The organism is Desulfitobacterium sp. LBE, assembly GCF_007830365.1.
GTDB lineage: Bacteria > Bacillota > Desulfitobacteriia > Desulfitobacteriales > Desulfitobacteriaceae > Desulfitobacterium > Desulfitobacterium hafniense.
On the sequence record NZ_VLKD01000001.1, the window covers coordinates 1,755,623 to 1,781,125 of the forward strand.

A 25,503-nucleotide genomic window follows, 5' to 3' on the forward strand; every position below is an offset into this window, starting at 1 on the left:
AAGTCTCATTCAATTTCTGGTGGTCGTGAATTCGAAGGAATAGGTTTTACTCGTTTTATTGCCGTTATTGAAGGTGAATCCGGCCAGAATCTCAATCACATAGGTCGTGTCAGGCTTCAGTTCCCGGCTCTTCAGGGTCAGCCCCAGAGGCGCATGACCGCCAATCCGGTCGAACCACCAATCTGTGATCTCCATATGCCCTTCACTGGTGATGGGTATCGTTACCACATTAGGGAGATCGACCACTGTTTTGGTCTCCTTTTCATAGAACTTGACATAATTCTGCAGATTGGACTCGAAGGTACTGAAGAAGCCAAAGGAGAAGTACCAGACCAGCTCAACCCGGTTATAAGGAATGAGGTTATTGTAACGATACTCGATCCTGTCCTCACTGTCCTTAAGCACCGTCGCTTCCGGTACAAAGTCATCGAACATTTCCGCCGGACGGCTGTTGGCTCCTGAGCCATCCCCCGTACCATCTCCTGCACCGCTGCCGGTGCCGGCCAGTATGGCGGAGCGCATAGCACTTTCCTGAATGCTGCTGACAGCACCCTCACCACCCACCATGATCAGGTTGGTGATTTTGCCTTTATGATTCAGCAGGAAATCGGCTGTGGGGCGCGGGATTTCCTTATCCACCAAAATGATGGGGGACAAGGTGCGGGCGGATAAGTTTCCTGCCACCAAAGCATCGGCAAAATTCAGAGCAGTAACCACATAAACCTGGCTCGTACTCAATCCCAGTCCTTCAGCCACCAAAACAGAGGTTTCATAGGCATTCTTACCACCATAGCGGGTGGCTTCCGGCAGACGATCCGCCAGGGTCTGGGGGATTACTCCGGTCCCGCCTACCACAATGGTCCGGGATACTTTCCCATCGTCCAGGGCCTTAGCGGTGGCCGCCGGTAAGCCGTCACTGCGGGTAAAGAGAATAGGAACTCCGTAATATCCCGCATAGCCTGATATGGCCAAAGTATCCGTATAGCGTCCCTGCTCGGTGTTCACGATGATCGCCTGACCTGTGCTTCCCAAAGCCTCGGCCAGCAGAGCAGCCGTCTCGTATCTTTCCTGGCCGCCATAGCGTGTGACATTGGCTTCACCGTACAGCCCGGCCAACTCGGCTTCCGCCGCCTCGGAGATCACACCTGTCCCGCCTGCCAGGACAACTTTTTGGACACCCAACCTTTGCAGTTGGGCAAGAGTTTCTGGGGTGACGCGGTCTTTTTCGGTAAACAGGATCGGGGCATTTAGCTTATAGGCCAAAGGAACGGCAGCCAAAGCATCGGCATAAGCATAGGCATTGACCAAAACCGCTTGATCGGCCCCGCCTCTCCAACCGTAATCTGCCACCTGATTGGCAGTATCAAATCGTGTGCTTCCGGCCAGCCGCAAAGGCCTATCCACCGGATCGGCCATCACGGCATAGGTAGAGAAGTGATAGGTCGTTATAGAAATCGTTCCCGCAGCGGCATCATAGACTCCGCCTAACTTGACCCAATCTTTTTTATCCGGATTCCACCAATAGATGGCCAGTTGCTCGAATTGGGTTCCGCCGGGCAGATCTGCGGAAGTGACCGGGAAGCTTACGGTAATGGGAACATCAAACTGAGCCTCTCCCTCATCGATCCCCTCAATGCTGAACTCCCGTTGGAATTTAACCGGATCGAGCATCAGTGAGGCGGACTCAGCCTTGGGAACTTCGGTTACCGAACCGATCTCTACTTTGAAGCGGACCGGACCGGTACCTTGTTCTAATCCTGCCAGTCCTTGCAAAGCTCCGGGCGGAATCACCAGCCTGACCCCATCGTTTGTCTGCAGGGTCTGCTGAGACGTTTCCCCAATTCCGGCCTCGGCATGACCTTCTGTGAGGCGGGCCGCCTGTCTCTGCTCTTCCGTCACCTTGGCCAGATTCTCCAGAATCTTCTTGTTGGCTTCCGAATTATCGGGAGCGTTAGTGGCTGTGCCCTGATTTGCCGGTGGGTTGTTGGGAACCACTGCCGGAGTTCCTCCGGCTGTAAACTCGTAGGTATAATCCATGCCTAAAGTGCTGCCGTTATTGGCCGTAATACCTGCTCCGGCTTCCACCACATAGACGGCATCCTTTTCCAGGCCGCGGTAGGTCAGGGTCAGCCGGCGCAGCCGCTTGTCCGCCGAAACACCGCTGTCTCCGTAGTGGTGATAATTCTCGGTCGCGTAAGCAATAGGAGTCGTTGTGTCTTTTTTATAAAGCTTGATTTGGGAAAGGTTAGCAAGATAATGAGCATCGCTTAAACGATTGGCAATATTGTCCGGACTCATGAAACCGGCGGTGAAATCAAACTGGATGACCGCGTTGTTCGGATCCGTATTCAGTGCCGCGATCGTTACAGTGAACGATCCCACATTCTGCCCGCCGACGATGCAGGACAGAGCCGTACTTTCATTGCCCGCCGCATCCACTGCCTTAACCAGGACAGTGACCTGGCCGGAACCAATATCCGTGATATAAGCGCTGGTCACGGTTCCTGCCACAACTTTAATCGGGGTATCCTCACCGGCGAGATAAATCCGATACTCTGTCACACCCACATTATCCCGGGCCGCCGTCCATTTCAAATTGGCATTGACCTGCTTATCTTTATCTCCGGTCAGGGAAGCACCCACCGGCCAGGTAGGGGGAAGGATATCCGCACCCCCGCCGGGCGTTCCGGTTCCTGAGCCGGCAGTCAGCTGGGTAACGGATGTATCAACATATCCCGTCGCTTTAATCACAATGGAATGGGAGCCGCTGCTGTCAATAACACCTTCCCGAATATGGAGAATCCCTGGGCTGAGTGTGTACTGAGCGGAAGTCAAAGACACACCGTCGAGCAGAACATGGGTCACTGCCTGCCGCCAGGCCGCATTGTCCGTGAAACGGATATCAACCGCCTGACCGGGCAGTTTATCCCCACTGTCCGGTGTCAGCCCAGGCGCCGGCTGCTGTGTCCCATCCGGCGGAGTGGTCACCGTGGCATGGAGGTTGACCTCACTCTTATTGCCGGCAAAATCCTCTGCCTCCACGCTGAAATAATAACTTGTTCCGGGTGAAAGCCCGCTGACTTCATAAGTGGTCTCCGTGCCGCCCACTGTAGCAAGAAGCAGTCCATTCTGATAAATATTATAGCGCAGATTATTATAGGCTGTACCATGATTATCCTGGGCTTCCGGCCAGCTTAAGGTCAGGGCAGCACCCGGAGTCGCCGCCATCAGACCGAAGGACAGAGCGGAACCCGTGGTCACCGGTGCCGGATCGTAAGACAAAGCCGAACCTGTGGTCACCGGCATCAGACCGAAGGGCTGAACCGATGCAGCACCTGCCTGCATCGTCCCCAGGTCGTAGGACAGAGCGGCACCAGCGTTCCAGTAAGGCTTCGTCAAAGACTCCGCTGCGGTGGTAAATTCAAAGATATATGCAATATCCGTCAGGCTGCCGTTGTTGAATTCAAACCCTTTGGCGATTTCTATCACATAGGTGGTAGATGGCTTCAATGCCAAACTCTGGAGTTTGAGACCCAGTGGAGAGTGTCCTCCGATCTGCTCAAAATACCAGTCCGTCATTTCCAGCCAACCAGTCCCGCCAGAATGGACAACTGTCCCGATATTGGGCAGCTCAACCTCTTTGAGCGTGTCTTTTTCAAGAAGCTTTACTTTACCGCTTCCATCTGCCCCGGTACCATTCAGGTTTTTATCAAAGCTTCTAAAGAAACCATTGGTCAGATATAAGATGAGATGGACATCGTCATAGTCTACCGGCTCTACAAACCGATATTTCATCGTCATCGCTGCTGAATCATAGGTGATCTCGTTAGCTACCGGCGCAAAATCCACCACACCGTTGCTAATCTGGACAAGTTTATTGTCCACCGGCTGATCTATAAAGTTCTCCAAAACTCTGCCGTCAGTAGAACGCACTTGTTCCTGACCGCCAATGGTATAACTCAGAGTAACATCTTGGGGAGTGCTCATGGTATTTGCCAGCGCATTCCATTGAGATAGAGTCAAGATGATTTGATTTGGAGTGTCACCAAGATTGACAGCAGCTATAGCGGCCTCCACCCCATTAACCTTAGCCCGGAACTGAGCCGCTAGTCCTGAGACGTCCTCCACCGGCCCATCGAATTCAAGCACGATGTTCTTGCCAATTCTATCTGTAACAGTGCTTGTGATCTGAAGCGGTGTAACCGCCACCCCGGTCACAGGCAACGTGAGCTTATTGCTTGTAACATTGTTTACACTGACCTGAACTTCAATATCTCCTGCATTGGAAACAGTCAGGGTATGATCACTGATGTAAGCATTGGCTGTATTGGTAATGGACCATTCCGCATCCAGTCCTGTCACATCAAAAGGCTGATCATCCTCCCCCACCCCCGCGATGGTCAGATCATTAAGATCATAGGTTACGGGAATTCCACTGTAGTTCAGGGCAGGAGCACCGCTTATGGTAAGGGTTTTCAGTTCCGGTGTGGGGTCAAGACGCATATAGAGAATCCGGCTGTTGCCATCAGCGATATAAAGATTGCCCCTATCATCCCAGGCCAATCCATGCGCTGTAAATACAGAGGATTTAAGGCTGTCATTAGCAGGCGCTGTAGGAGTGTTTTTATCGGCAACTATGGCCAATTGACCGGAACTGTCGATTGTATAGATATAACCGCTGCCGCATAAATAGAGAGTCCCAGCATGAAAGCCCAGCCAGTGTGTGCCTGGAATCTTAGAGTCTTCAGCTGGTCCGGGAGTAGGATCGCCATTGGTTTCCTTTCCGGCAATGGTGGTAATAATCCCTTGCGGATCGACCTTGCGTATCCGCCTATTCCCACTATCACTGATATACATATTCCCTGCGCCATCAAAAGCAAGAGCGTTTGGTGTCTTAAGCTGTGCCGCAGTTGCCGGACCGCCGTCACCTGAATAGCCTGTTGAAGTTCCCGCCACCGTATAGAGCTTATTGGCTTCCATTGCAGTGGCAATTCCATACAAAGCCTCTTCCGCCCCATAATCTCTTGCCGGAATTATCCCAATTCTAGCACCATTGATAATATAGAGATTGCCCGCGTTGTCCATGGCAATATCTTTGGGTTGTATACTTACCGCATTGAGGTCGGCACCATCATCCCAATTAGATGATGTGGATGACCCGGTCCCGGCAAGGGTATAGATATTCCCCGCCACCAGATCCGCACCATGTTCTATTCCCCATAATGGACCATGCTGAGCCGGTATGATGCGCACGCTGTTTTTATCCGCAAGGTATAAATTGCCCGCCGGGTCAAACATGGTTTTGACAGTCCCATTTATGGTAGCGGCGCCCGCCGGTCCACCGTCACCGCTGGAAGAAGCCGTTCCATTTCCCACCACAGTATGAATATAGTTTTTCTTAACATCGATACCGTACAAGGTACCGTCCTGAGCCGGAATCACCCTGATCCGGTTGTCAGTTGGAATATACAGATTCCCGGCATCATCAAAATTGAGGCCGCCATTGGGGATTCTAATTGTGGCATCTTTGGCAGGGCCATTATCCCCTAATTCCCCTGTCGCTTTTTTGGTCCCCGCTACAGTAGCGATTTCTCCCACGCCAATTCCAGGGAAACTCAATAAAGGAGCCGGCTGCGCAGCTGCCGCATACACCCTTGCCGAAGGAAATGTGCCCCAAAGGCTGAATACCATAATCAATAAAGTAAACCAGGCAACAGCTTTCCGCTTATAGACTTTTGCTGGAGACCACTTTGAATTCATCTCTTTTATCCCCTTATTTCTAAATATCAATCATCATCCACTTTGTTTATAGCTACTCTGGCCTGTCCTAATCTGCTTAAAAGGAAAGTTTCCCCGAAGTTAACCGAGGAAACTTTCCAGTTTTTTGGCCACCTTACGGAGAGAAATTAGTTATTTGGCCGCTCCTGATCCGGCCCAGGAGAATCCTACTGAACCCGCAGCATTGACCGGCACAACACGCACATAATAGGTTCTGTTGGAAACAAGGCCGGTTAAAGTTGTCGAATCACCGATAACACCGCTATCTGCTAAGCTGTACACTGCCGTCAGCGGGTCAGCATAAACTGTTGAATCGGCAATATACACATCAAAAGTATCGGTATACGGAGTAATGTTGCTATAATCCCAGGCAACATCCAGTTCCCCAGAAGATGTACCTGCCACAGCTGTCGGGATATTATCCAGCCACCCTGGCAGATCATCGCTCACTGTAGTAAAAGAAAGCGATCCTGGGGTACTGAAGGTATTGCTGCTCACATCGGTAAAGCTGGGCAACGTCAGGCTGTAGCTGTGGCTGGCATCATCGGCCCGGTTATAGACAGGATTGGTGTTGCCGTTCACCGTCTCAGGAAAGAAAAACGTAGTTTGGGCTGCATTGGCATGAGGGGTATAACATTCCGCATTGGCGGTTGCCGACCCGTTAATCGTTGGATCCTGGACCACGGCAGGACTGCCCATAAGATCCGTCCGGACATAGTTGCTGCTCAGGTCAGACAGGAATGTTGAAAGAGACGAAGAGTCGATGGGCCTGTCAAAAACAACCCCCAGATTGGACTCGTAGCTCCAGTCCGTCCCGGCAGCCGGACCGCCGAAGAAGGTCACGACGGGAGCCACATTGCTGTAACCTCCAAGTGAGTCAGGTGTTCTGAAAGTGAAGGTAAAGTCCGCCCTGTCGGTATAGTTGCCCAGGGTTTTTCCGGGGCCGCTTCCTGAGCCGCCACCGCCGGCACCTTGGGCATCAGCCAAAGTGGCGGCATTGATGACCACATCATACAAGGTATCGTCTGCCAAAGCGGAAGCGAAGCTCAGGGTAACCGTGCTGCCATTGGTCAGGCCCGAATCGGTCACACCGCTTACATTACTGCCCACCTGTAAATTGGTGTAAGTGAAAGAAGCCGGCGTATAAGGAGAGTTGTGCAACTTAACCTGAAACTGTCCCCCTGTCACCTGGCTGGATGCTAAGGATTTATTGAAATAGAGATTCAAGGTTGCCGTACCGCCGGTTTTAGTATATTCATACCCATTAAAATCCAGGGACTTATTGCCCGTACCGGAGCCTGTGCCGTTGTAATTCAGCGCGAAGGCTGAGGGAACAAAGGAAGCGATCATCAAAACCGCCACCATGAGGACGGAAAAAATCTGCGTTCTTTTACGGCTTAAGAATTCTTTCATCATAATTTACCCTCCTTTAAAATCAGAGCAGGAGCACTCCACCGGGTCCTACTGATAGGCTTATCCCCGTCATTATCAAACACCAATCTTACTCTTCTTCCTGCTTCACCTTGATTGCAAAGCACTTTTCTTCCCTCCTTTTCAAACGTGAAGGCCTATCCGTTTCCAGACACACCCTGAGGACTTTCGTCCTGGCCGGCAACCGTAGAATTCCCTTAGGTCTCACCAGCTTGGAGATATATTATATTGGTGCCTGAACCTTATGTATTAGGCATATATTATATATGCCTTTAGTCAAAATCATTATAACACAATATAACCAAATTGAAAGTACTTTTTATTAGCTTTCAAAATGGTTTATATTAGTTTATATAGATTCTTATCCCCTCTCTTTTCCTAAAACAATAGAAAAGGAGTTTTCTACTTGTCATGTTGGCATAAATACAATATGACTTTAGGCATTATTTGCTATAGCACCAGCTTTCAAAACAGCTGTTGTGCACTATTTCTATTACAAGTTCTGGTTCATTTTGATGGGAGCGATATTTCTTTTCAGGAGCTCAAGCCTTGATGATTGCTGCAATTCATGGCATAATATCCCATAGGAGGTGAGCCACCAAGTGGATTTTGGCAGTCACTTAAGACAACTGAGAGAGAATCATATGCTTTCAACCTCCAGGTTATCTAAGCTATCCGGTTTAAGCCAATCCTTTATCTTCAGGATCGAGTCTGGAGAAAAACAACCGACCCTGGAAACCCTGCGCAAGTTGGCCCAGGGGTTGGGCATCAGCCTGGGAGAGCTGCTCGGCGAGGAACTGCTGAGCGAGCCTCAATCACCGAAAATCAGCCGGATTATCGGTAATATACGGAAACTTCCCGTTGAGCAGGTGGACGCCCTTGATTTATTTTTGGCATCCCTTTCTTCCAGTTATGCCGTAGGGGAAAACCCGCTGACAGTACAGGCCATTAATCTCAAAAATTCTGCCGGGGATGGCTTTGAAATGGAGGTAGTCTTTTCTTCCAATGTCTCGGCTATTATGGAGCATAGAATCCCTGACGGCACAAACCGAAATATGGCAGGATTCCATCTCTATGACGGTGAGATGAAGGAGATTCCGATTGAAATTATTTCGGGAAGCAAGAAAATGCTGGGGCAAAGGGCGGAAAGAATCTTCGTGATCAAACCCAAAATCCGGCTTACGGACGGAAGATTTTATAAGCTAACCATATCTAAGCTGCTGCAGGCTAATAATTATAAGTACTTGAAAGAAAACCACACCATATTGTTTACGACACGGGAGATTGTCGATATCACTCCATATAATAAGAAGCTATGCAGCCCTTATCTTTCCTTGGCCCTGGAGAAAAGCAATATCAATTCCGGTGACGAAAATATCCCGGTTAATACCGAAATCAGACTGACTTTTTCCAATAATGTGATTACGAAAGCAGTGCGCGATAATAACCTGCATTGTTTTTCTTTGCGCAGCAGCAAAAACCAGCCTATAGAGATCGATGTCATCATGGCGGACCCTGATGATAATTCTGATAAGAAAAAGGAGATTGTGATCCGTCCCCAACAACACCTACTGGCAAATACTCTTTATATCCTGACCATTTCCGAAAACCTGCAGGGGGGCAATCAGAAGCTGCTGGGAAGGGATAAAGCGATTATCTTCACTACCGATGAGACCGGCGCCGCTACTGCCGGACAGGGCGGGGTAGGGATTGCCTAGACTTATCTACATCTACCCCAAGATAACACCATCAAAGCAGATTTTAAAAAGAGCCCCTCATCGCAGAATTAGACTACGATGAGAGGCTCTTTATTGTAATCCTCCAGCAGTGCATTTACGTTTAGAGCGTCACACAAAAACAAACATATCTGCCTACCCTCTCCCAACTTCCCTATGGTGTATTGCAAAAAAAGAGGGCTCTTTCCTTTTACTGAACAACACTTTCGCATGCCCTCAAATGGTGCGTCAATGCACCATTTGAACTCCCTTCCCCATTTCACCGATTCTTCTCGCTCCTGGCAAAGAAGAAGGTGCCATGATATGAATTCAACTTATCCATTTGAGCTCCTAAAAATGGTTGAAAGTTTTAAAAAAGCAGCGATTTTCTGTGATCGATAAAACTATTTCAGGCTAAAAGGGCAAGATAAAAAAATATAGTCAAAGAAGGTCAAAACCCCGCCTTGAACCTCCTGCAGAAAAGTTATATAAATAAATTGTAAAGGTCAGTTTTGGTCAGTCAACATAAGCGAACTCAAGGAGGTGGCGCTGTATGTTTTAGTTAAATTATAAGGCTTTGGAGCCTTGCTTACCCTTACCATTGCTTAAATTCAAGTAAAAGTACAGACGGAGGTGTTGTTTATGTTTGATTTAGTCCCCTTTGAAGGAAGAAATTCAGGTTTGCCAAGGAAATCCCGCAATCTCTTTGACATTGACAGCATTTTCGAAAACTTTTTTAATGATACTCTATTCCCAGCCTTTTACAACCAAAGCGGTCAAATGCGGGTGGACGTCAGGGAAAATGAGAAGGAATTCATTGTCGAAGCCGAACTTCCCGGTGTGAACAAAGAGGAAATCCAGATTGACTGCACTGAGGATAGGCTTACTATAACCGTCCAGAAGACCGAAAGTACGGAAGAACAGAAGGATAACTATATCAGGAAAGAAAGAAAAGCCAGCTCCATGGCCAGGTCATTTGCCATAGCCAATATCAGACATGAGGAAATAACGGCTAAATATGAAAACGGCCTGCTTACCGTTACCTTGCCTAAGCATGAAAAGACTGCGCCCAAAGGCAAAAAAATTGATATCCAGTAGTTCCCCTTTAAAAAGAGCGCCGGACTTCCCCGGCGCTCTTTTTCCTCCACTATTCTGTTCCCGCTTTTAAAGCCTCACTCATGGAAACCGCGTGTACCTTCCTGGCACACAGCAGTTTGCTAAGCTGATAAGTCAGCATGATCGCCCCAAAGCAAACAACCACATACAGCGGATTAATAACCGTCGGCAGCACCAGATTGATCATCCCGCCCACATAGCCGTAGATGGCACCCATGGAAGCCGCCATGACCGGAATGCCGATCAGAAATCCGGCCACGATCACCAAGGTCGAACTGTTCAGGATCAGAGCATTGATCTCGCGGCGCCGGTAGCCAAAAATCTTAAACAACGAGATGGTATTCTTATTCTCCTCAATCATGAGGGAGGTTACCAGATAGATGATAATCAAGCTCACCATACAGGCGATCAGAGTCATCATCCCTACCATGGAAAGCATTGGCCCCAGCAGCTCATCCATAGCGGCCGCAGTCTCACTTAAAGATTTTGTTCCTGCCAGCTGTTCATCAGGAACAGCTAATTTTTCAGTGCTCCAGAGTCCCGTATAGCTGTTGGCGGGCAATCCGAGCTGCCTGTTCAATGCCTCAACGGGCATAAAGATAAACTGCCCCGCGTAGGAATCGGCCACCGCGTCAATAGAGAAAACATAGGGCTGCCCATCCTGCTTGCTGATCAAGCTTACCCTGTCCCCCGCCTTGATTCCCAGCTTTTCCGCCAAAGGCTTGGTTACGTTGATCTGATCATTGGGAAGGGGCTGCCCCTTGCTGTCGGTCAGCGTTAAGAACGCGGAATCCGGCTCTACACCGGTCACATAAAATTCTATTTCTTCCTCGTCTTCAGGATAAAACCTCCCGGCGTTGAAAACTTCCGCCCCTGCCGGCGCTTGCCCGTAGTGCAGGTCCTTAAAAGCGTATTCATATTCGAACCGGTAAGTGCCTTCGGTACTGCTTTTGAACACATAACCCATGGAATTCATGATCGTAAAACCCAAGAGCATAAGGACCGAAGCGCTGATGACCCCCAAAAAAAGGAACAAAAGACGGGAAATGCTTCTCAGCTGCTCCCGCAGCTTGAATTTGGTGCCGAAGGTGAATCTCTCCAGCTTAAAGGCCCGCTCCAGAGCGTTCACTTTGGTTTTTTGTTCACTCCCTTTCATCAACTCCGCCGGAGAACGTCGCAATTCCAGGCGAATGACCAGGTAGCTGCTGAGGCCCAGAAACAGCACAGGAGTCAGTACGCCGATGAGGGCATGCCAAAGGTTCAGTTCAACACCTGCAACAGGAACATTGTAGTAAGAAACCATCCCTGTGATCGCCGGCGCCACGGACAACAGGGCCAGCAAACTTCCTGCCGCTCCCCCCGCAACGGCCAGCAGCAGAGGAATAGTCATATAGTGGCCCATCAGCTCACGCCGCCGGTAGCCCTGGGCGTAAAGTGTTCCGATGATCACCCCTTCCCGGCGGATCATGCGCCAGATCATAATGCCGATAATCAGGCAGCACAGCAAAAACATCGCCGCCGGCACCGGAATGCTCATGGTTTTCAAACCGGTGATCGACGCCCAGGCCATCCTGGCCCGTTTATTGTTCATAATGTCAACCCATTCAGATTCTGTGACGCCTTCGGCATGCAAACGCTCCCGGAATTGCACTGCCTGCTGGTTCAGGCTCTGGGTTCTGTCCTGAAACCTGACAGAATAAAAGAGGGACCCGTTGCCGATATCCGCAAATTCCGCAGGGTCGATAACGCCCACACCGAAATTACTGGGGGATACCATGATATCGTAGACATTTTTTAAGGGATAGATATAGTGAGGCAGGGATACATAGCCCACCACCGTAAAGTTTTTACCGGCTGCCTTGATACTGTTTCCCAGTGAATAGCCGTTGGCTTTGGCAAAAGCGGGGTCAAGCAGGATTTCTCCCGGGCCGGCAAGCCCCCGCCCCTCGATGACCGCCGGGATGTTCAGCTTTTTTGTTTTACTTAAGAGCCGCAGGGTCAGCGAATCCGAGAGGGCAGCGTCAAAACTCCTGTACTCCTCAATGACGGCATGAACCGCTCTCTCCAATTCCCCGCTGTCGGGAATGGCTTTGTCCGTTGCAAAGGACAGATCCTCCTGCTGATGTCCCTCTGTAAAGGTGGTGATCAGCGTATCAAGGTTCTGGGCTATGCCTGCCGCCACAACAAAGGTATAACTGCCAAGAACAATGAGCATAAGAACGCCTAGGTAGCGCAGTGGGTTTTCTTTCAAGATCCGCCAAACTCTCTTGTTCAGCGCCATTACCACTCAATCCTTTCCGCCGGAATAATTACCTGGTTGACTGCTGCTTCCACGATTTCCCCGGATCTCAGTTTAAACACCCGGTTGGCCATGGCGGCAATCGCTTCATTATGAGTGATCATCAAAATGGTAGTTCCGTATTCTCTGTTCACCCGTTCCAAAAGCTGCAGAATGCTGCGGGAGGTCTGATAATCCAGAGCGCCGGTCGGCTCGTCGCATAGCAGGAGCTGCGGATTCTTGACAATAGCTCTGGCAATAGAGACTCTCTGCTGTTCACCACCGCTTAGTTCTCTGGGAAACCGCCGCTTTTTATCGGTCATTTCCACCGCCGCCAAGACCTCGTCAACGTTCAAGGGCGCTTTGCTGATGTTGGCAACGACTTCAATGTTTTCCCCCACGGTAAGGTTGGGGACCAAATTATAGAACTGGAAGACAAAACCGATGTCTTGACGCCTGTAATCGGTCAGTTGGTCATCGTTCAAATGGTTGATCTCAACCCCGCCAACCATGACCTCCCCGCTGTCGCCGCGATCCACACCGCCAATGATATTCATCAAGGTCGATTTGCCTGAGCCTGAGGGTCCGAGGATGACACCGATCTCCCCCTTTCCCAGCTTCATCCCGATTCCTTTCAAAACTTCATTGGTCATGGCGCCGGATGCGTAGCTTTTCTTTAGATTCGCAACCTCAATCAACATGCTCCTGCTCCTCCTTCTTACTTATAGAAACAGCGCTTCAATATATCGAAATACCCATCCCACTCCCGAAGCAGGTCAAGGCTCAGATCTTCAAAGGACTCGACCCGGTCCCTTTGCTGTTCGGCAAAACTTAAGATAGTCCAGGTAATAATATTGAGCATTTTTTCCCGCTCCATATCTTCACGAAATTTTGTCCAATCAATATTTTCATACCCTCTGCCCAGACCGTCGGCAATGAGATGCCTGCCCGTTTCAGCGATTTCCGCTTTCACTTCCCCTGCATCCTCATGGGCTGCGACTTTGAGAAAATTAATGGCATGGGGAAACTTTTTGTAAATCTTGAATTTAACCAGGCCGATTTTCCTCATTCTTTCAAAAAGATCGGTTTCCTGCCAATCCACCTCATCATAAATGCTTTCGATGACCTCTACCACATAGTCCAGCAGAAACAAATACAGTTCCTTTTTCGTGTTAAAATAGCTGAACAATGAGCCTTTGGAGATGTCTGCTTCTTTGGTCATCTCATTGGTCGATGCCTTTTCATAACCATTGCGGGCAAATTCTTTAAGGGCCGCATTAATGATACGTTCCCTTTTCTCCGCTTCTAAGCTATAGAATTTTGGATAAATGACAGCCACCTCATTTCTATCTAGTTCTATATTGAGATAAATCACAATGACCCAAGTGGTCATTTTTATAATACTGCAAAATGACCACTTGGGTCAAGATACTTCCGCATGCAGCAAACCATTTCTGTGCGCCTTGAAAATGCAAAAAAAGCCGCCTAAGCCTGACGAAGCTTTGGCGGCATTTTCTGATTCCCAACCACAGCACAGCGTTAATGCCGCAAAGGGTCCTGATCAACTCGGGCCTGAAGGGCCTGGCGGCAGACTATAATTTCTATAATAAATTATGGTATTCTCTTCTTCCATCAACAATGGCGTATATAATTACTGCTTTTTCTTCCTGATCTATTTTGTAAAACACAAGATGTTTTTCAACTATTATTACTCTATAACCCTGCTTCCTCAAAGCCGAATATCTTGGCACACTTCCCGATTCCGGAAAATCTTGCAGCCGATTGATTGCTGCTTCTATTTTATCCAGATATTTGAGTGCCACATCCACATCTCCTGAATCATCTGCTATATAGAATATGATATTACGGAGCTGCTCTTCCGCCTTATCCGTCCGTAGGATTTGATACTTCATACATTCTTCCTCTCTAACAAAGAGGCACGAAGTTCATCGAATGAATCCTTCATCAACGCTACACGGCCGGCTCTCACATCATCTTCCGCCTCTGCCAACGTTCTCAGCAGCTCCAATTCTGATTTCATCTGATAGTAGTCCTGCAGCCCAAGAACCGCCGTATCCCCACGCCCGTTTACCGTAATAATAACGGCCTCCCTTGTTTCTTTACACTGCTTGGATATCTCACTATAATGATTTCTTAAATCTGCAGATGGCCGAATTACTTCCCTCATACGCTCACCTTCTTTTTCCATATATTATATAGTCATATTATATCTTAGAACGGCTATTTTGTCGATCACATACTGCAGCGCTGTGATAAAGCGCTGTTCATATCAACAGCCGTAAGGCTGACAGTGCCGTCATGCAGATAATCAGATACCGGAAAAACCTCTCATTGATTTTTTTAATGACCCAAAGCCCCAAAGCCGCTCCTAAAGCGACCATCGGTACCATCACCCCTGCCAGTATGAAGGACTGCAGCTCCATATTATGCCAGGCAAATACCTGAACGGGCACCTTGATAGAATTAATAATGAAAAAGAACAAGGCATTGGTCCCCATAAAATCATTCTTGTGTAGTCCCAGGGCCAATAGATAGACGCTGAAAATCGGACCGGCCGCGTTGCCGATCATGGTAGCGAACCCGCTTAAAATTCCCGCCGTAATATAAAACCATGTCCCGGTAGGCACGGTAAAATTCTTTCCCATTTTTTCTGTGTACACTAAAATACCCAGACAGAATAAAATAATCGTTCCGATCAAGATGACAAACACCTGATCAGCGATGACTCTGCCAACGACAGCACCAAGGAACAGACCGATCAAGGCCCAGGGCAGAGGTGCCAAAACCTTTTTCCAATCAATACTCCTGCGATAAGACCAGACAGCAAAAATATCTCCCACTAACAATAGAGGGAGCAGAACCCCTGTCGAATCTTTCCCGCCAAAAACAGTAGCCAGAACAGGTATCACAAGCATGAGCACACCGCTGACACCTGTCTTGGAAAAGCCAACTAAAAAGGCCGTTAACATCACGACCATGCCTTGTATCCCGGTCAGGTCCAGCATATGTAGAACATAATCCATCTTATCCATCAAATTTCACTGCCAATTCAGCTAAGGCCTCATCGTGTACCCGATACACTGTCCATTCAGCCATGGGAACCGCACCTAACTGTTTATAAAATTGAATGGACGGCTCATTCCAATCCAAGCACCACCATTCCAACCTTCCACAGTTTCTCTCTAAAGCCAGTTTAGCAAGGAAAGCAAGCATCATCTTGCCGATACCCTTTCCTCTCATGTCAGGCTTCACATATAAATCCTCCAGATAAATACCCGGTCTGCCCAGGAAGGTGGAAAAGTTATGAAAGAACAAGGCGAAAGCAACCGGTGCATTTTTGTATTCACCGATTACAACCTCAGCCATTTTGCGTTCAAATAGAGACTCTATTAATACTTCTTCTGTCGCTACAACCTCATGGGCCATTTTTTCATAGTCGGCTAATTCCCTTATCAATTCCAGAATTAGCGGAGCGTCATTGATTTCCGCAAATCTTAATTTAAAATCCTCTAACTTTGTATCCACTGTTATTTACCTTTCCTCTCCTATTAAAAAATCCCCAAATTAGTTATCACTAACCTATAAGTATAACCAGGCAGCTTAGCCATTGCATTTCTGAAAGCTGTTCTGCCAAAGCAAGCTGTGCTGTAATCAGTCCGGTTATCGGCATCAGAACATTGTTTGTCAGCATACTTCACGACGATATTCGAAAGCGCGTCCTTACACCCATTTCGCTTTCCGGCCATATTTCTCCTCCATGGTTTTCGATGATTTTACATATGACTAAGCCTGCCCATAATTTGATAAACGCGCTTACATTAAAAACCCCATTGCCTTCCGGGGCAAACCGGTAGGCAACGGGGCAGATATTCTGAAAATTACAGATTGAGCTATCGAGTAATTCAGAGTATAATGATAGATTGTGTAATTGGTGTGCCAATATCATAATTAATATCTGTAGAAAGGTCGCTTTTATACATGAACAAACAAGCAAAAATAACCGCTGTAGTTCTAATGCTCGGCGCATTTATTTCCGTACTTAACCAAACTCTCATTAATCCTGCCTTGCCGACGATTATGGAAGAACTCCACATTGAAGCAACGACAGCCCAGTGGCTCGTATCAGGATTTACCCTCGTCAACGCCATCGTTATCGCCATATCCGCATTTTTAATGGATAGATTCCGGACGAAACAACTCTTCCTCTCTATTTTTGTCCTGTTTCTCGCCGGGAGCCTGCTGGCCTCCTGGGGAGTGAATTTTACTGTTTTGCTCATAGGGCGTTTACTGCAAGCCATATGCGCGGGGATCATGATGCCGCTGTCCATGACCATAATACTTCTCTTGTTCCCCCACGAAAAACGCGGCTCAGCTATGGGCATGTACAGCTTGGTCATTATGGTTGCGCCTGCCATTGGACCTGTCTTGGCAGGAGTGCTTACCGATAAAGTCGGTTGGCGGATTATGTTCCTTGTCATGGCGGTGCTTGCAGGGGCGATAATATTGCTGGCCTCGCTGATCATGAAAAATTACGGTGATGTAAAACAAACAACCCTTGATAAACCATCCTTCACGATGGCTTCCCTCGGCTTATTGGCCTTATTGTACGGTTTTTCCCTGTTAGGGAATATATCCATGATTTTAACCGCTTCCGCTTTAGTTCTCGCTGGGGTCGTGATTCTGTTTCTGTTTGTCCGCAGGCAATTAAGCCTTACGCAACCCTTCTTGCAGATTAAAGTCCTTGGCAATGCTCAATACCGCAACGGTACGATAATTTTAATGCTTATCCAGGCTTCCCTCGCCGCAGCAACCATTACCTTGCCGATCTACATCCAAACCGTACGGGGAATGTCCGCCACCGTTTCGGGTATGGTCATGATGCCGGGTGCAATTTTGGGAGCTGTATTTGGCTATTTTGCAGGAAAGCTCTACGATGCCTTCGGCGCAAGATATGTCGGACTTTTCGGCGGGTTTTTGCTGCTTCTCGGTTCTTTAGGCATGGCATTATTTGATTTTGATACGACAATTGGCTTTATGACAGCCGCTTACACCTTGCGCTCCGTCGGGCTTATGCTAGCCAACACCCCCATCAATATGTGGTCTATAAAGAAGCTGCCGGATGAAATTCTCCACCATGGGAACGCCGTCGGAATCACCCTTCGTCAAGTTGCCACAACCCTTTGCACTGCAGTCATGGTCTCCGTAATGTCGTTCGCCTCTTCGGTATATGCCGCAAAAGGGGAAATACAGTCACAGATGTACGGTATTAGCATGACTTACTGGTTAAGCGTCGTTATCGGGCTTGTTGCGCTTATTTTGGTAGCCGTCAAGGTAAAAAACAGGAAAAAAACCGTCGCAGCCGTCACCGAAGCCGTTTACGAACTTGATATAGCTATGAGAGCCGACCCTTACACGGTTTCCTGTGATGATAATCTGAAGCAGGTTGTCGAAAAGTTCATAGGTTACAAAACAAGCGGATTGCCGATTATTGATGCGCAGAAACACTTAATCGGATTTGTTTCGGACGGCGATGTTATGCGGTATTTCACCAAACAAGACCTACGATTTGTCGCCGAATTCTATTCAGCCGTTATTCCCGATACGGACACTCTTAACTCCAAAGCGAGAAAGCTGTTAAGCATGAATGTCATGGAGATCGCTTCCCCAAATGCTATTGCCGTTTCACATGACACACCGCTTCTTGAAGTCTGTGAGATATTCAGCAGACGTAAGATAAACAAACTTCCTGTAACTCAAAACGACATCCTCATTGGTACGATCAGCAGAGGCGATATTATGCGGGCTTTGATGACCCGGTTGCCATTGGGTGGCGAAGATTGAGATCGGACTATAAAAAACACAAAGGTATCGCTGAACGCCTTATTCCAGAGTTTATCAATGCCTTTGTGTTTTTTAATTACTTAACACCTGCCTGAATTTTTAACTCCTTGAACAGCGGCAACCAGCCTCTTTTCCAGTTTGTCACTATTTTTAGCTATACCAATAATAACCAAAGCCATGACTCCCCACCCCCACAAGGGCATTGCTATATTAAAGGAACCCAGGGCTGAGGCGGCCAGTATTTCCCAAGGCCTTGTCAGCAGCATGATGACTACATATCTTCCTAAACTTATCCTGCTGAGTCCGGCTACGAAGCCCAGGGCATCATCGGGGAAAAAGGGCAGAAATAATAGTACTATGAGCAGCAGTTCCCCCTTCCCGGATGAAAAATACTGTTCGTACTTATCTAAAACTTTAGGACTTACAAACCTCTCCACAAAGGTTCTTCCGAATTTTTTGCCCAGCATAAACACTATGGTAGAACCCATGATAATTGCCAGCATACTGATCAAAAATGAACCCATCATACCAAATACTGTTCCACCTACTACAGCACTTACATTGCTGGGTATTGGGGCAATAATAACCGATATTAATTGAAGAATAAAGAACGCTAAATAAGCTTTTTCTCCGTACCCCTCAATATAGTTCTTAAATTCTTCAGCAGTGGACATATAATTTAAGATACCGCTTGATTTCAAGTAAACAACTATCCCTATGAGTCCGGCAATCACTGCCAGCAAGTAAACACAAAATTTTATTCTATCCTTAGACTGATTCATATAGCCCATTTAGCCTCCTTGTTGCCTTTCATACTGCCGATGGCTTCATTATGAGCTATAGAATTTAAGAATTAATAAAAAAAGTCTTAAGAAACCCTCTCTTTATTCTTTAAGTATTTCTTAATAACAAAAAACAGCAATAAAAAAACCGGCCGATAGATCTGCCGGAAAGATTTTTAGCTTTTTACAGCATTTTTAGTAGCCGCTCTTATGACCGGCTGTTCAAAGGCTTCCATCGCTCCGCTGGTCTGATTTTCATATCCTGCTTCGATACGCCCTCATCGCGAATAGGTAAGCAACAACTATGATACCGACACACCACGCCAGGGCTATCCAGATATCGTTTCCGACGGGTTCAGCATTCAGCAAAACGCGTATTGTTTCCACGATAGACGTTACAGGCTGATTCTCTGCAAAAACACGGACGACTTTGGGCATCGTTTCAGTCGGCACAAAAGCTGAACTGAGAAAGGGCAGGAAGAGCAGTAGATATGAGAACGAGGACGCGCCCTCCATCGATTTTGCCGTGAGCCCCGGAATGACCGCGATCCATGTCAGCGCAAGCGTGTATAGTGCGAGTATTCCTGCTGCCGCGAGCCAGTTAAGTATGCCCGCGTTTGAACGGAAGCCCATAATCAGCGCAACGAGGATAATAATAACGACGGTAAGCATGTTGGACACCAGAGAGGTCAGCACATGACTCCACAGCACCGACGAACGACTGATCGGCATGGAATTGAACCGCGAGAAAAGCCCTTTCTGCATATCCATAAACAACCGAAAGGCAGTGTAAGCTATGCCGGACGCGATAGCAATCAACAGAATGCCGGGCAGTTGATAATTAACATAATTCACATCAGCGCCCATGCTCATTCTTACCGCGCCGCCGAACACATAGACAAACATCAGCATCATCGCAATCGGCGTTAACGCAACCGTGATAATCGTGTCCGGGCTGCGCAATATGTGCTTCATTAAGCGCCCGGTCAGTACGACTGTATTGTTTTTCATTTTGTTTGCCTTCCTTTACCGATGATTGCGAGGAAAATCTCCTCCAGTGTCGGTTGTTTTTCGATATATTCTTTTTGGGCAGGCGGGAACAGCTTTTTGAGTTCTTCAAGGGTTCCGTTAGCGATAATTTTGCCCTCGTTCAGAATCGCGATTTTGTCGGCAAGCTGTTCCGCTTCATCCAGATACTGCGTTGTGAGCAGAATCGTCACGCCGCTGCCGGCAAGCTCCTTAATGGTTTTCCAGACCTCAAGCCGCCCCTCCGGGTCAAGCCCCGTCGTCGGCTCGTCGAGGAAGATGAGGTTGGGCTTTCCCACAAGGCTCATTGCTATATCCAGCCTGCGCTTCATGCCTCCGGAATACGTATCCGCCCGTTTGTTTGCCGCGTTAGAAAGCCCAAAACGCTTGAGCAGTTCCTCGGCAACTTGGGCTGGTTTGGGAACACCCCTTAGCTTTGCGATCAGAATAATGTTTTCCAGCCCGGTCAATATCTCATCCACAGCGGCGAACTGCCCGGTCAGACTGATATTTTCCCGCACCTTTCCCGGCTGACGTGCAACGTCAAAGCCGCAGATGCTGGCGGTTCCGACCTCAGATTTCAGAAGTGTGGAAAGGATGTTGACCACCGTGGTCTTGCCCGCCCCGTTGGGGCCCAGCAGGGCGAAAATCTCGCCGCGCCGGACTTCAAAATCCACGCCTTTCAGGACTTCCGTGTCCTTGAAGGACTTCCGCAGACCTTTCACTTCAATAGCTTTTTCCACCCCGATATCCCCCTTTTACTTTGTTTTATCCGTAACCTTTTTCATGGCCTTGCAAACTTCTTGGTCAGCAGATTCTTGATAGATATCGGCATAAGTTTTTGAATCTTTGATCAGATCGTCGCAGAAAGCTGCTACGTCCCTGCCTGTCACTTCCAGTACGCCTTTCCCCAAGGCCGCGCCTTCTTCAAAAAGATCGATTATCCCCGAAAGTAAGCCCATCCCGTCGGTTAGCTCAACAGGGCCTACCTTAAAGAGATATTTTTGAAGCTCTTTATAAACAATCTGATAATCTCGGGGGAGCGCTTTGACACGGGCCATGTGCCCTCGCCACTCTTTTTTGCCTTCGATGATATCCTGTATTCTCATTGTATCCTCCTATTTACCTAATTTTTTAGCGACATTATGGTTGAGCTGCTCACGCCACTTATCGCGATAAGTCTTTGCCCCTTCTTCGCCGGCCAACGCTGCACAGAAGCCTTTGATATCGTCACCCAAAACCTCTTGAACACGCTGACCCTCCGCCGCCGTTTCTTCGAGCAGGCCAAGCACACCGTCAAGAATCGGCATGAGGTTGCGACCGGTGAAATCTGAGTGCGGCCAAAGATTCAAACTGATTTTTTCCCATGCCGCTTGATAATCAGCCGGCAGTTTTTGGACTCGCGATTCAAAAGCTTTCCATTCTTTAGTCATGTCGCTGCCCGTAATTTTCTCCCAAAAATTCATTATATTTCTCCCTTCAACTCGTTAAGTTTTGATGATACGAACTCCCATTTTTCCCAGAACTTCCGTAGTTCTTTGCGCCCCGCGTCGTTGAGTGTAAAAAACTTGCGCGGCGGCCCCATATCAGATGGCTTTTTCGTAATTTCCACCAACTTGTTTTTCTCAAGCCGCACCAAGATGGTATATACTGTTCCATCCACAACATCCGAAAAACCAAGGGCATTCAGCCGCCGCGTGATCTCATAGCCGTAGATCTCCTCGTGGCTGATGATCTCAAGCACACAGCCTTCCAGTACGCCTTTGAGCATTTCTGTAAGGTTCTCCATTGTAACCTCTCCTTACTATTCTGTATCACTTGTATTCGGTATCACTTACTACTAGTATATAGTACCACAGAATAGCGTAATTGTCTATGTAATCTGCTGGCAAATGAGGCGAAGTCCTGGTTGGCCCTTATGCTTAGAAAGTATATAGCGCAAGTTGCTTTCTAATAGTGTAAAAAAAGGGATTTTTGAGATTCAAAGTTCTACCCTCGTATCTCAAAAATCCCTTACTAAATTCCTTTCCTGACTCTTCTTTTGTACACAGCAATCTGCCCAAGAGCAACTTTGCGGGGGTTGGGGTCAATTTCCGCTGGCAGGTAAAGTTAAATTCGTAATTTTTCTTTAATGATGGAAATTTGTTTCGTGGTTGGCGGTTCTTCCATATTTAGCACAATAATTTTCTTCTCAAAAAGCAAAATGTATTCACCTGTTGGCGTATCATCATAATACTGCTGATAAGCTTCTACCGTGCCGAAAATTTTATTGTCAATGGGCTCATAGCTTTCATCATCTCGCCACTGGGGTATCTCAAGCAGGTGATTCTTGGCGAGATGATAAATAAACTTAAATTGCGGTTCTAAGATATCGTATACGAGCCGCGGAGGTGCGTCTTTGGCAGGCAATGAATCTTGCCGGTAATTGCTTTGGGTAAGGAACAATGTGCTATTTATCTCTTTTTCATAGGAATAATAGTCATAATCGAGATCACCGTATAAAGCTTCACAGGTGAGGGGGATATCATCCCTATACAGCCTGTACTCATGGCTGGTTGTTGCGGTAACCGGCCAAACAACGGTGCGATAATCCGAGTCAGCACCTATATTAAAGCCCAATTTAATCGTGAACAATACAATGAAGGCGAGATAGACAAAATCAGCAATGATCAGCACAGTAATCGATATCACTTTATTGATCGCAGCCGATGCCTTTTTCATTTTCAAATAGTTGATTGACAACCGAAATACGATGAGCAGAATGGGCATTTGTATGATGCATAGGAATACACCGAACCAGCTTATTTTAAAAACGAGGTAATACAAAAAGTAACCAAAGCCAGCTAAGAAAAAACTCATAAAGATAATATGGACTATTCTGCGCACCATGCTGATATTTTCAACACATTCTCCGCCACCGGCGATGGAGCGCTCTGAGCGTTTACACCAAATCAAGTAATCCAGCAAGAAATACACTTCATAAATGACAACCGCCAGAATCATGGCAGCAGAAAACAATCGACCGGGATCCGACAGAAACTCGATTGGATTCAATTGAAATGAATTAAACTGCACAACCAAATTAAACACGCAAACCAGCATCATAATCATTATCGATGGAAGAAAGCTCTTTCTCATACATCGTTTGATATTGTCAAATTTCTCTTTTTCATCCGTCTCAAATGGTATAGGATTGTCAGCTTCGCTGTAAAAGATCTGCATTTGATTGAATTGAGTTACAAAATTCCAACCGGCGGCCTTGGCATAATCGAAATATGTTTGCTGATTATCCGTAATATCGGGATTAAATACTGACCCCTCAGAAAAATATGTAACAGTGTATTTTAAACTCTTCGGCTCTCCTTTGCGAAATGTCCATAAAAAGGCACCGCACTCCTCCAGAAATAACCCCTTGGCAGCCAGTTTCTCCAGTTTAATTTCTATGTCCTTATAACGGTCAAATCTAAAATTTATTACCTTTTTCACTTTATCTTTCATCACTGCCCACCACCTTTTACGAGTGCTTCGTAATCACTTTTCTGCTTTGTTAGTCGGCGATATTCCTTTTCAAGCATTTCTTCACCAAGATTAGTAATGATATAGCTTTTTTTTCGATTCTCCGTTTTCGTCTCTATAATCATTTTTTCCTTGACAAAGTTATCCAATAAGCTGTATAGGGTTCCAGGGCCAATGAGCACTCTGCCGTCGGTAAGCTCTGCGGCCATTTTCATAATATCGACACCACAGGCCTCATTTTTCAGGCAAATAAGGATATAAAACATTTGCTCTGTTAATGTCTGATATTTTTCTCTGGCCATGTCATCATTCCTTCATAAATATCGAATATCGATATAATTTGCTAACAGAATAACATCGAATATCGATATTGTCAAGATATTAAAAGCAGACTGTATTTCAAGTCTGCTGACGGAGGGTGTTGCATTTTGCATTCGTACGTTCCATGATTTCCTGTACTATTGAGGTTACACTTATTTCCAAAAATCGATGTAAATCCTGCTTCTATTCCAGGATTTATTTACCGGTTGTTTTCAGGAGAGATTCTTTTAGTAATGTCCGTCTAATCTAATAACTAAAGTAAGGAAGGTGCTCCAATGAAATTAATTTTCGTACTCGCTCTGACAGGATTGCTTGTTTTCACCGGAATCACAGGGTGTACACCGGCTAAAAATAGTACTATTGATCCAGCAATCCAGAGTCAAGCCGATGCAAGCCAGCATCCAACAGCCTCAGACCAGGATCAAATCGACAAAACAAAAATCAGAAATATAGCCTTTCAATGGCTAAAAAATCAAGAAGCCAAAGTCAAAGAATGGGAAACCGCCCAAGTAATCGAGACCAAGTACACCGATGATCATAACGTTTATAAAGCGGATGAGATAATAAATATTAAAGGTATGGATACGCTTAAAGTTGTCTTTGAAATGGAAGATGATGTCTGGAGAAGTATCGCAGTAGCTGTTTATGTTGATAAGGCCACTGAAGAAGTATTAGGAATTGATCCAATCGCCCGCTAGATCCTTTTCAGCCCTGTTTTCTCTTAGGGAACTCCAAATCATTTACCGTAAATACCAACGATTATACCTTTACCGGCAATCAGCGTTACTCAGTCTTTTAATTATTTTCCACGATATACAATAAAAGTAATGGCATTAAGTACAATTGCAACTGTGAGAAGTAAGCCTGCAACCAAAGCCACTGCGGAGGAAGTATCCATAAGTGCCGACCAATCCTCTATTTTTACCAGATGATCGGTATAGAGAATTTGCATCCACAAGGCGATAGCACAGGCACTGAGGCTTGCTGCGGCGCAAAATGCAACCCGATTCCTTGCCTTGGCCTTATTGCCCTGGGCGAGAATAACCACCGGTAGCGCCCAGGCAATCAGTCCAAACACCAAGCTCCCTATATTCAGCCAACCTGCTCCTAACATAACGTTCTCCTTTCATACCCCATAATAAATGACGTATTTATTTTCCGTGACGGCTTTTCTAGGCACTTTCCCATAGCTTCTCATACAACCAGCCGCGCCGGAGCGATACATTTTTATTTTAGATCAGTTGTATTAACAATTCAAACTCTTTGCTGGTCAGCTCAATAAGTGTCGGCCTTTTATGACCTCCCGGGCATTCAAATCAATGGTCACTCACTTAGCGGGCCAGAGTCCCGAAACGTTCAAAAGGCCAATAGCGGAAAAGGGTTCTGCCTGTGATGCTGTCGATGGGCAAAAATCCCCATTCCCGGGCAGAGCGATCAGGCGCTTGATAAAATCATCGGAAGCATGGGCTTCGCTTGGCGGGTGGAAGACAATGACATCTCCCGGATGAAGCTCACCGAAATACTTGAAAAAGAATTTATCCACGATGAGCCGGTCCTGAAGCTGAATTGTCGGCAGCATGGAGCCGCTGGGAACATAACGGGGTTCGACAAGCTCAACCCCTAAAACACTATAACCTATAGGGCTATGTAATTTATGAAAATTTGATAAACTCGCCTT

The 25,503-nt window shown here is 47.1% G+C and carries 22 protein-coding genes, 1 pseudogene and 1 riboswitch; of the genes and pseudogenes, 4 read left to right on the forward strand and 19 right to left on the reverse strand.

Going from position 1 to position 25,503, the window contains the following annotated elements:
* Positions 1–9: 9 nt before the first annotated feature.
* Positions 10–5,760, reverse strand: a complete 5,751-nt coding sequence (locus DESLBE_RS08370; protein ID WP_035213647.1) for a cell wall-binding repeat-containing protein — start codon at positions 5,758–5,760, stop codon at positions 10–12.
* A gap of 150 nt (positions 5,761–5,910) precedes the next feature.
* Positions 5,911–7,194, reverse strand: a complete 1,284-nt coding sequence (locus DESLBE_RS08375; protein ID WP_144676292.1) for a fibronectin type III domain-containing protein — start codon at positions 7,192–7,194, stop codon at positions 5,911–5,913.
* A gap of 115 nt (positions 7,195–7,309) precedes the next feature.
* Positions 7,310–7,439: riboswitch (molybdenum cofactor riboswitch) on the reverse strand.
* 372 nt (positions 7,440–7,811) lie between these two features.
* On the opposite strand from DESLBE_RS08375, the gene DESLBE_RS08380 reads away from it, so the two are divergent.
* Both DESLBE_RS08380 and DESLBE_RS08390 read left to right on the forward strand, forming a co-directional pair.
* Positions 7,812–8,927 carry a helix-turn-helix domain-containing protein gene (locus DESLBE_RS08380; RefSeq protein WP_144676294.1) on the forward strand — a complete coding sequence of 372 codons (1,116 nt, stop codon included), beginning with the start codon at positions 7,812–7,814 and terminating at the stop codon, positions 8,925–8,927.
* A gap of 639 nt (positions 8,928–9,566) precedes the next feature.
* On the forward strand, positions 9,567–10,022 hold the full coding sequence (locus tag DESLBE_RS08390) for an Hsp20/alpha crystallin family protein (protein ID WP_005809458.1): 456 nt from the start codon (positions 9,567–9,569) through the stop codon (positions 10,020–10,022).
* 49 nt (positions 10,023–10,071) lie between these two features.
* On the opposite strand, the gene DESLBE_RS08395 is transcribed toward DESLBE_RS08390, so the two are convergent.
* The 7 genes from DESLBE_RS08395 to DESLBE_RS08425 form a co-directional block, all read right to left on the reverse strand.
* Positions 10,072–12,321: an FtsX-like permease family protein gene (locus DESLBE_RS08395; protein ID WP_005809460.1), complete on the reverse strand. Its 2,250-nt coding sequence runs from the start codon at positions 12,319–12,321 to the stop codon at positions 10,072–10,074.
* Entirely contained in the window at positions 12,321–13,019 is a 699-nt protein-coding gene (locus DESLBE_RS08400) for an ABC transporter ATP-binding protein (protein WP_005809461.1), read from the reverse strand. Before DESLBE_RS08400 ends, DESLBE_RS08395 begins: the two co-directional genes overlap by 1 nt.
* A 17-nt stretch (positions 13,020–13,036) precedes the next feature.
* Positions 13,037–13,711, reverse strand: coding sequence for a TetR/AcrR family transcriptional regulator (locus DESLBE_RS08405; RefSeq protein WP_005809463.1), 675 nt, complete (start codon positions 13,709–13,711; stop codon positions 13,037–13,039).
* A gap of 208 nt (positions 13,712–13,919) precedes the next feature.
* Positions 13,920–14,231, reverse strand: a complete 312-nt coding sequence (locus tag DESLBE_RS08410) for a type II toxin-antitoxin system RelE/ParE family toxin (protein WP_005809467.1) — start codon at positions 14,229–14,231, stop codon at positions 13,920–13,922.
* Positions 14,228–14,506: a type II toxin-antitoxin system Phd/YefM family antitoxin gene (locus DESLBE_RS08415; protein WP_015943598.1), complete on the reverse strand. Its 279-nt coding sequence runs from the start codon at positions 14,504–14,506 to the stop codon at positions 14,228–14,230. The genes DESLBE_RS08410 and DESLBE_RS08415 overlap by 4 nt, the downstream gene beginning before the upstream one ends.
* 97 nt (positions 14,507–14,603) lie before the next feature.
* Positions 14,604–15,371: a sulfite exporter TauE/SafE family protein gene (locus DESLBE_RS08420; RefSeq protein ID WP_005809472.1), complete on the reverse strand. Its 768-nt coding sequence runs from the start codon at positions 15,369–15,371 to the stop codon at positions 14,604–14,606.
* Complete coding sequence (locus DESLBE_RS08425; RefSeq protein WP_005809474.1) at positions 15,364–15,864, reverse strand: GNAT family N-acetyltransferase; 501 nt, start codon at positions 15,862–15,864, stop codon at positions 15,364–15,366. Before DESLBE_RS08425 ends, DESLBE_RS08420 begins: the two co-directional genes overlap by 8 nt.
* Before the next feature lie 453 nt (positions 15,865–16,317).
* On the opposite strand from DESLBE_RS08425, the gene DESLBE_RS08435 reads away from it, so the two are divergent.
* Positions 16,318–18,180 carry an MDR family MFS transporter gene (locus DESLBE_RS08435; RefSeq protein WP_005809478.1) on the forward strand — a complete coding sequence of 621 codons (1,863 nt, stop codon included), beginning with the start codon at positions 16,318–16,320 and terminating at the stop codon, positions 18,178–18,180.
* A gap of 80 nt (positions 18,181–18,260) precedes the next feature.
* On the opposite strand, the gene DESLBE_RS08440 is transcribed toward DESLBE_RS08435, so the two are convergent.
* The 8 genes from DESLBE_RS08440 to DESLBE_RS08475 all read right to left on the reverse strand — a co-directional run bounded on the left by DESLBE_RS08440 (position 18,261) and on the right by DESLBE_RS08475 (position 23,806).
* The gene (locus DESLBE_RS08440) at positions 18,261–18,971 is read right to left on the reverse strand and encodes a VTT domain-containing protein (RefSeq protein ID WP_005809480.1); all 711 of its coding nucleotides are present in this window, start codon (positions 18,969–18,971) and stop codon (positions 18,261–18,263) included.
* 246 nt (positions 18,972–19,217) lie between these two features.
* Entirely contained in the window at positions 19,218–19,973 is a 756-nt protein-coding gene (locus DESLBE_RS08445; protein WP_015943595.1) for an ABC transporter permease, read from the reverse strand.
* Positions 19,970–20,731, reverse strand: a complete 762-nt coding sequence (locus DESLBE_RS08450; protein ID WP_005809483.1) for an ATP-binding cassette domain-containing protein — start codon at positions 20,729–20,731, stop codon at positions 19,970–19,972. The genes DESLBE_RS08445 and DESLBE_RS08450 overlap by 4 nt, the downstream gene beginning before the upstream one ends.
* 15 nt (positions 20,732–20,746) lie before the next feature.
* The gene (locus DESLBE_RS08455) at positions 20,747–21,097 is read right to left on the reverse strand and encodes a DUF1048 domain-containing protein (RefSeq protein ID WP_005809485.1); all 351 of its coding nucleotides are present in this window, start codon (positions 21,095–21,097) and stop codon (positions 20,747–20,749) included.
* Between the two features lie 9 nt (positions 21,098–21,106).
* Complete coding sequence (locus DESLBE_RS08460) at positions 21,107–21,454, reverse strand: DUF1048 domain-containing protein (protein WP_005809487.1); 348 nt, start codon at positions 21,452–21,454, stop codon at positions 21,107–21,109.
* Positions 21,454–21,777, reverse strand: a complete 324-nt coding sequence (locus tag DESLBE_RS08465; RefSeq protein ID WP_005809489.1) for a PadR family transcriptional regulator — start codon at positions 21,775–21,777, stop codon at positions 21,454–21,456. Before DESLBE_RS08465 ends, DESLBE_RS08460 begins: the two co-directional genes overlap by 1 nt.
* A 320-nt stretch (positions 21,778–22,097) precedes the next feature.
* Positions 22,098–23,486 (reverse strand): DUF2812 domain-containing protein, encoded by a 1,389-nt coding sequence (locus DESLBE_RS08470; RefSeq protein WP_005809491.1) that lies wholly within the window; start codon positions 23,484–23,486, stop codon positions 22,098–22,100.
* Entirely contained in the window at positions 23,486–23,806 is a 321-nt protein-coding gene (locus DESLBE_RS08475; protein WP_005809492.1) for a PadR family transcriptional regulator, read from the reverse strand. Before DESLBE_RS08475 ends, DESLBE_RS08470 begins: the two co-directional genes overlap by 1 nt.
* Positions 23,807–24,100: 294 nt before the next feature.
* Here DESLBE_RS08475 and DESLBE_RS08480 point away from each other — a divergent pair, with 294 nt between their 5' ends.
* Positions 24,101–24,523: a hypothetical protein gene (locus DESLBE_RS08480; protein ID WP_144676296.1), complete on the forward strand. Its 423-nt coding sequence runs from the start codon at positions 24,101–24,103 to the stop codon at positions 24,521–24,523.
* A 101-nt stretch (positions 24,524–24,624) separates the two neighbouring features.
* Here DESLBE_RS08480 and DESLBE_RS08485 read toward each other — a convergent pair whose 3' ends face one another.
* Both DESLBE_RS08485 and DESLBE_RS08490 read right to left on the reverse strand, forming a co-directional pair.
* On the reverse strand, positions 24,625–24,939 hold the full coding sequence (locus tag DESLBE_RS08485; protein ID WP_144676298.1) for a hypothetical protein: 315 nt from the start codon (positions 24,937–24,939) through the stop codon (positions 24,625–24,627).
* A 217-nt stretch (positions 24,940–25,156) separates the two neighbouring features.
* Positions 25,157–25,437, reverse strand: a pseudogene (locus DESLBE_RS08490) (S26 family signal peptidase); the annotation flags it as partial.
* Positions 25,438–25,503: the final 66 nt, after the last annotated feature.

Bases quoted from the DNA above. Each gene is read 5' to 3' on its own strand.
- DESLBE_RS08475 (WP_005809492.1), bottom strand. From the start codon at position 23,806: ATGGCCAGAGAAAAATATCAGACATTAACAGAGCAAATGTTTTATATC.
- DESLBE_RS08440 (WP_005809480.1), bottom strand. From the start codon at position 18,971: ATGGGCTATATGAATCAGTCTAAGGATAGAATAAAATTTTGTGTTTAC.
- DESLBE_RS08405 (WP_005809463.1), bottom strand. From the start codon at position 13,711: ATGACCACTTGGGTCATTGTGATTTATCTCAATATAGAACTAGATAGA.
- DESLBE_RS08460 (WP_005809487.1), bottom strand. From the start codon at position 21,454: ATGAATTTTTGGGAGAAAATTACGGGCAGCGACATGACTAAAGAATGG.
- DESLBE_RS08465 (WP_005809489.1), bottom strand. From the start codon at position 21,777: ATGGAGAACCTTACAGAAATGCTCAAAGGCGTACTGGAAGGCTGTGTG.
- DESLBE_RS08400 (WP_005809461.1), bottom strand. From the start codon at position 13,019: ATGTTGATTGAGGTTGCGAATCTAAAGAAAAGCTACGCATCCGGCGCC.
- DESLBE_RS08435 (WP_005809478.1), top strand. From the start codon at position 16,318: ATGAACAAACAAGCAAAAATAACCGCTGTAGTTCTAATGCTCGGCGCA.
- DESLBE_RS08410 (WP_005809467.1), bottom strand. From the start codon at position 14,231: ATGAAGTATCAAATCCTACGGACGGATAAGGCGGAAGAGCAGCTCCGT.
- DESLBE_RS08455 (WP_005809485.1), bottom strand. From the start codon at position 21,097: ATGAGAATACAGGATATCATCGAAGGCAAAAAAGAGTGGCGAGGGCAC.
- DESLBE_RS08395 (WP_005809460.1), bottom strand. From the start codon at position 12,321: ATGGCGCTGAACAAGAGAGTTTGGCGGATCTTGAAAGAAAACCCACTG.
- DESLBE_RS08415 (WP_015943598.1), bottom strand. From the start codon at position 14,506: ATGAGGGAAGTAATTCGGCCATCTGCAGATTTAAGAAATCATTATAGT.
- DESLBE_RS08370 (WP_035213647.1), bottom strand. From the start codon at position 5,760: ATGAATTCAAAGTGGTCTCCAGCAAAAGTCTATAAGCGGAAAGCTGTT.
- DESLBE_RS08445 (WP_015943595.1), bottom strand. From the start codon at position 19,973: ATGAAAAACAATACAGTCGTACTGACCGGGCGCTTAATGAAGCACATA.
- DESLBE_RS08420 (WP_005809472.1), bottom strand. From the start codon at position 15,371: ATGGATAAGATGGATTATGTTCTACATATGCTGGACCTGACCGGGATA.
- DESLBE_RS08390 (WP_005809458.1), top strand. From the start codon at position 9,567: ATGTTTGATTTAGTCCCCTTTGAAGGAAGAAATTCAGGTTTGCCAAGG.
- DESLBE_RS08480 (WP_144676296.1), top strand. From the start codon at position 24,101: ATGAAATTAATTTTCGTACTCGCTCTGACAGGATTGCTTGTTTTCACC.
- DESLBE_RS08485 (WP_144676298.1), bottom strand. From the start codon at position 24,939: ATGTTAGGAGCAGGTTGGCTGAATATAGGGAGCTTGGTGTTTGGACTG.
- DESLBE_RS08375 (WP_144676292.1), bottom strand. From the start codon at position 7,194: ATGATGAAAGAATTCTTAAGCCGTAAAAGAACGCAGATTTTTTCCGTC.
- DESLBE_RS08470 (WP_005809491.1), bottom strand. From the start codon at position 23,486: ATGAAAGATAAAGTGAAAAAGGTAATAAATTTTAGATTTGACCGTTAT.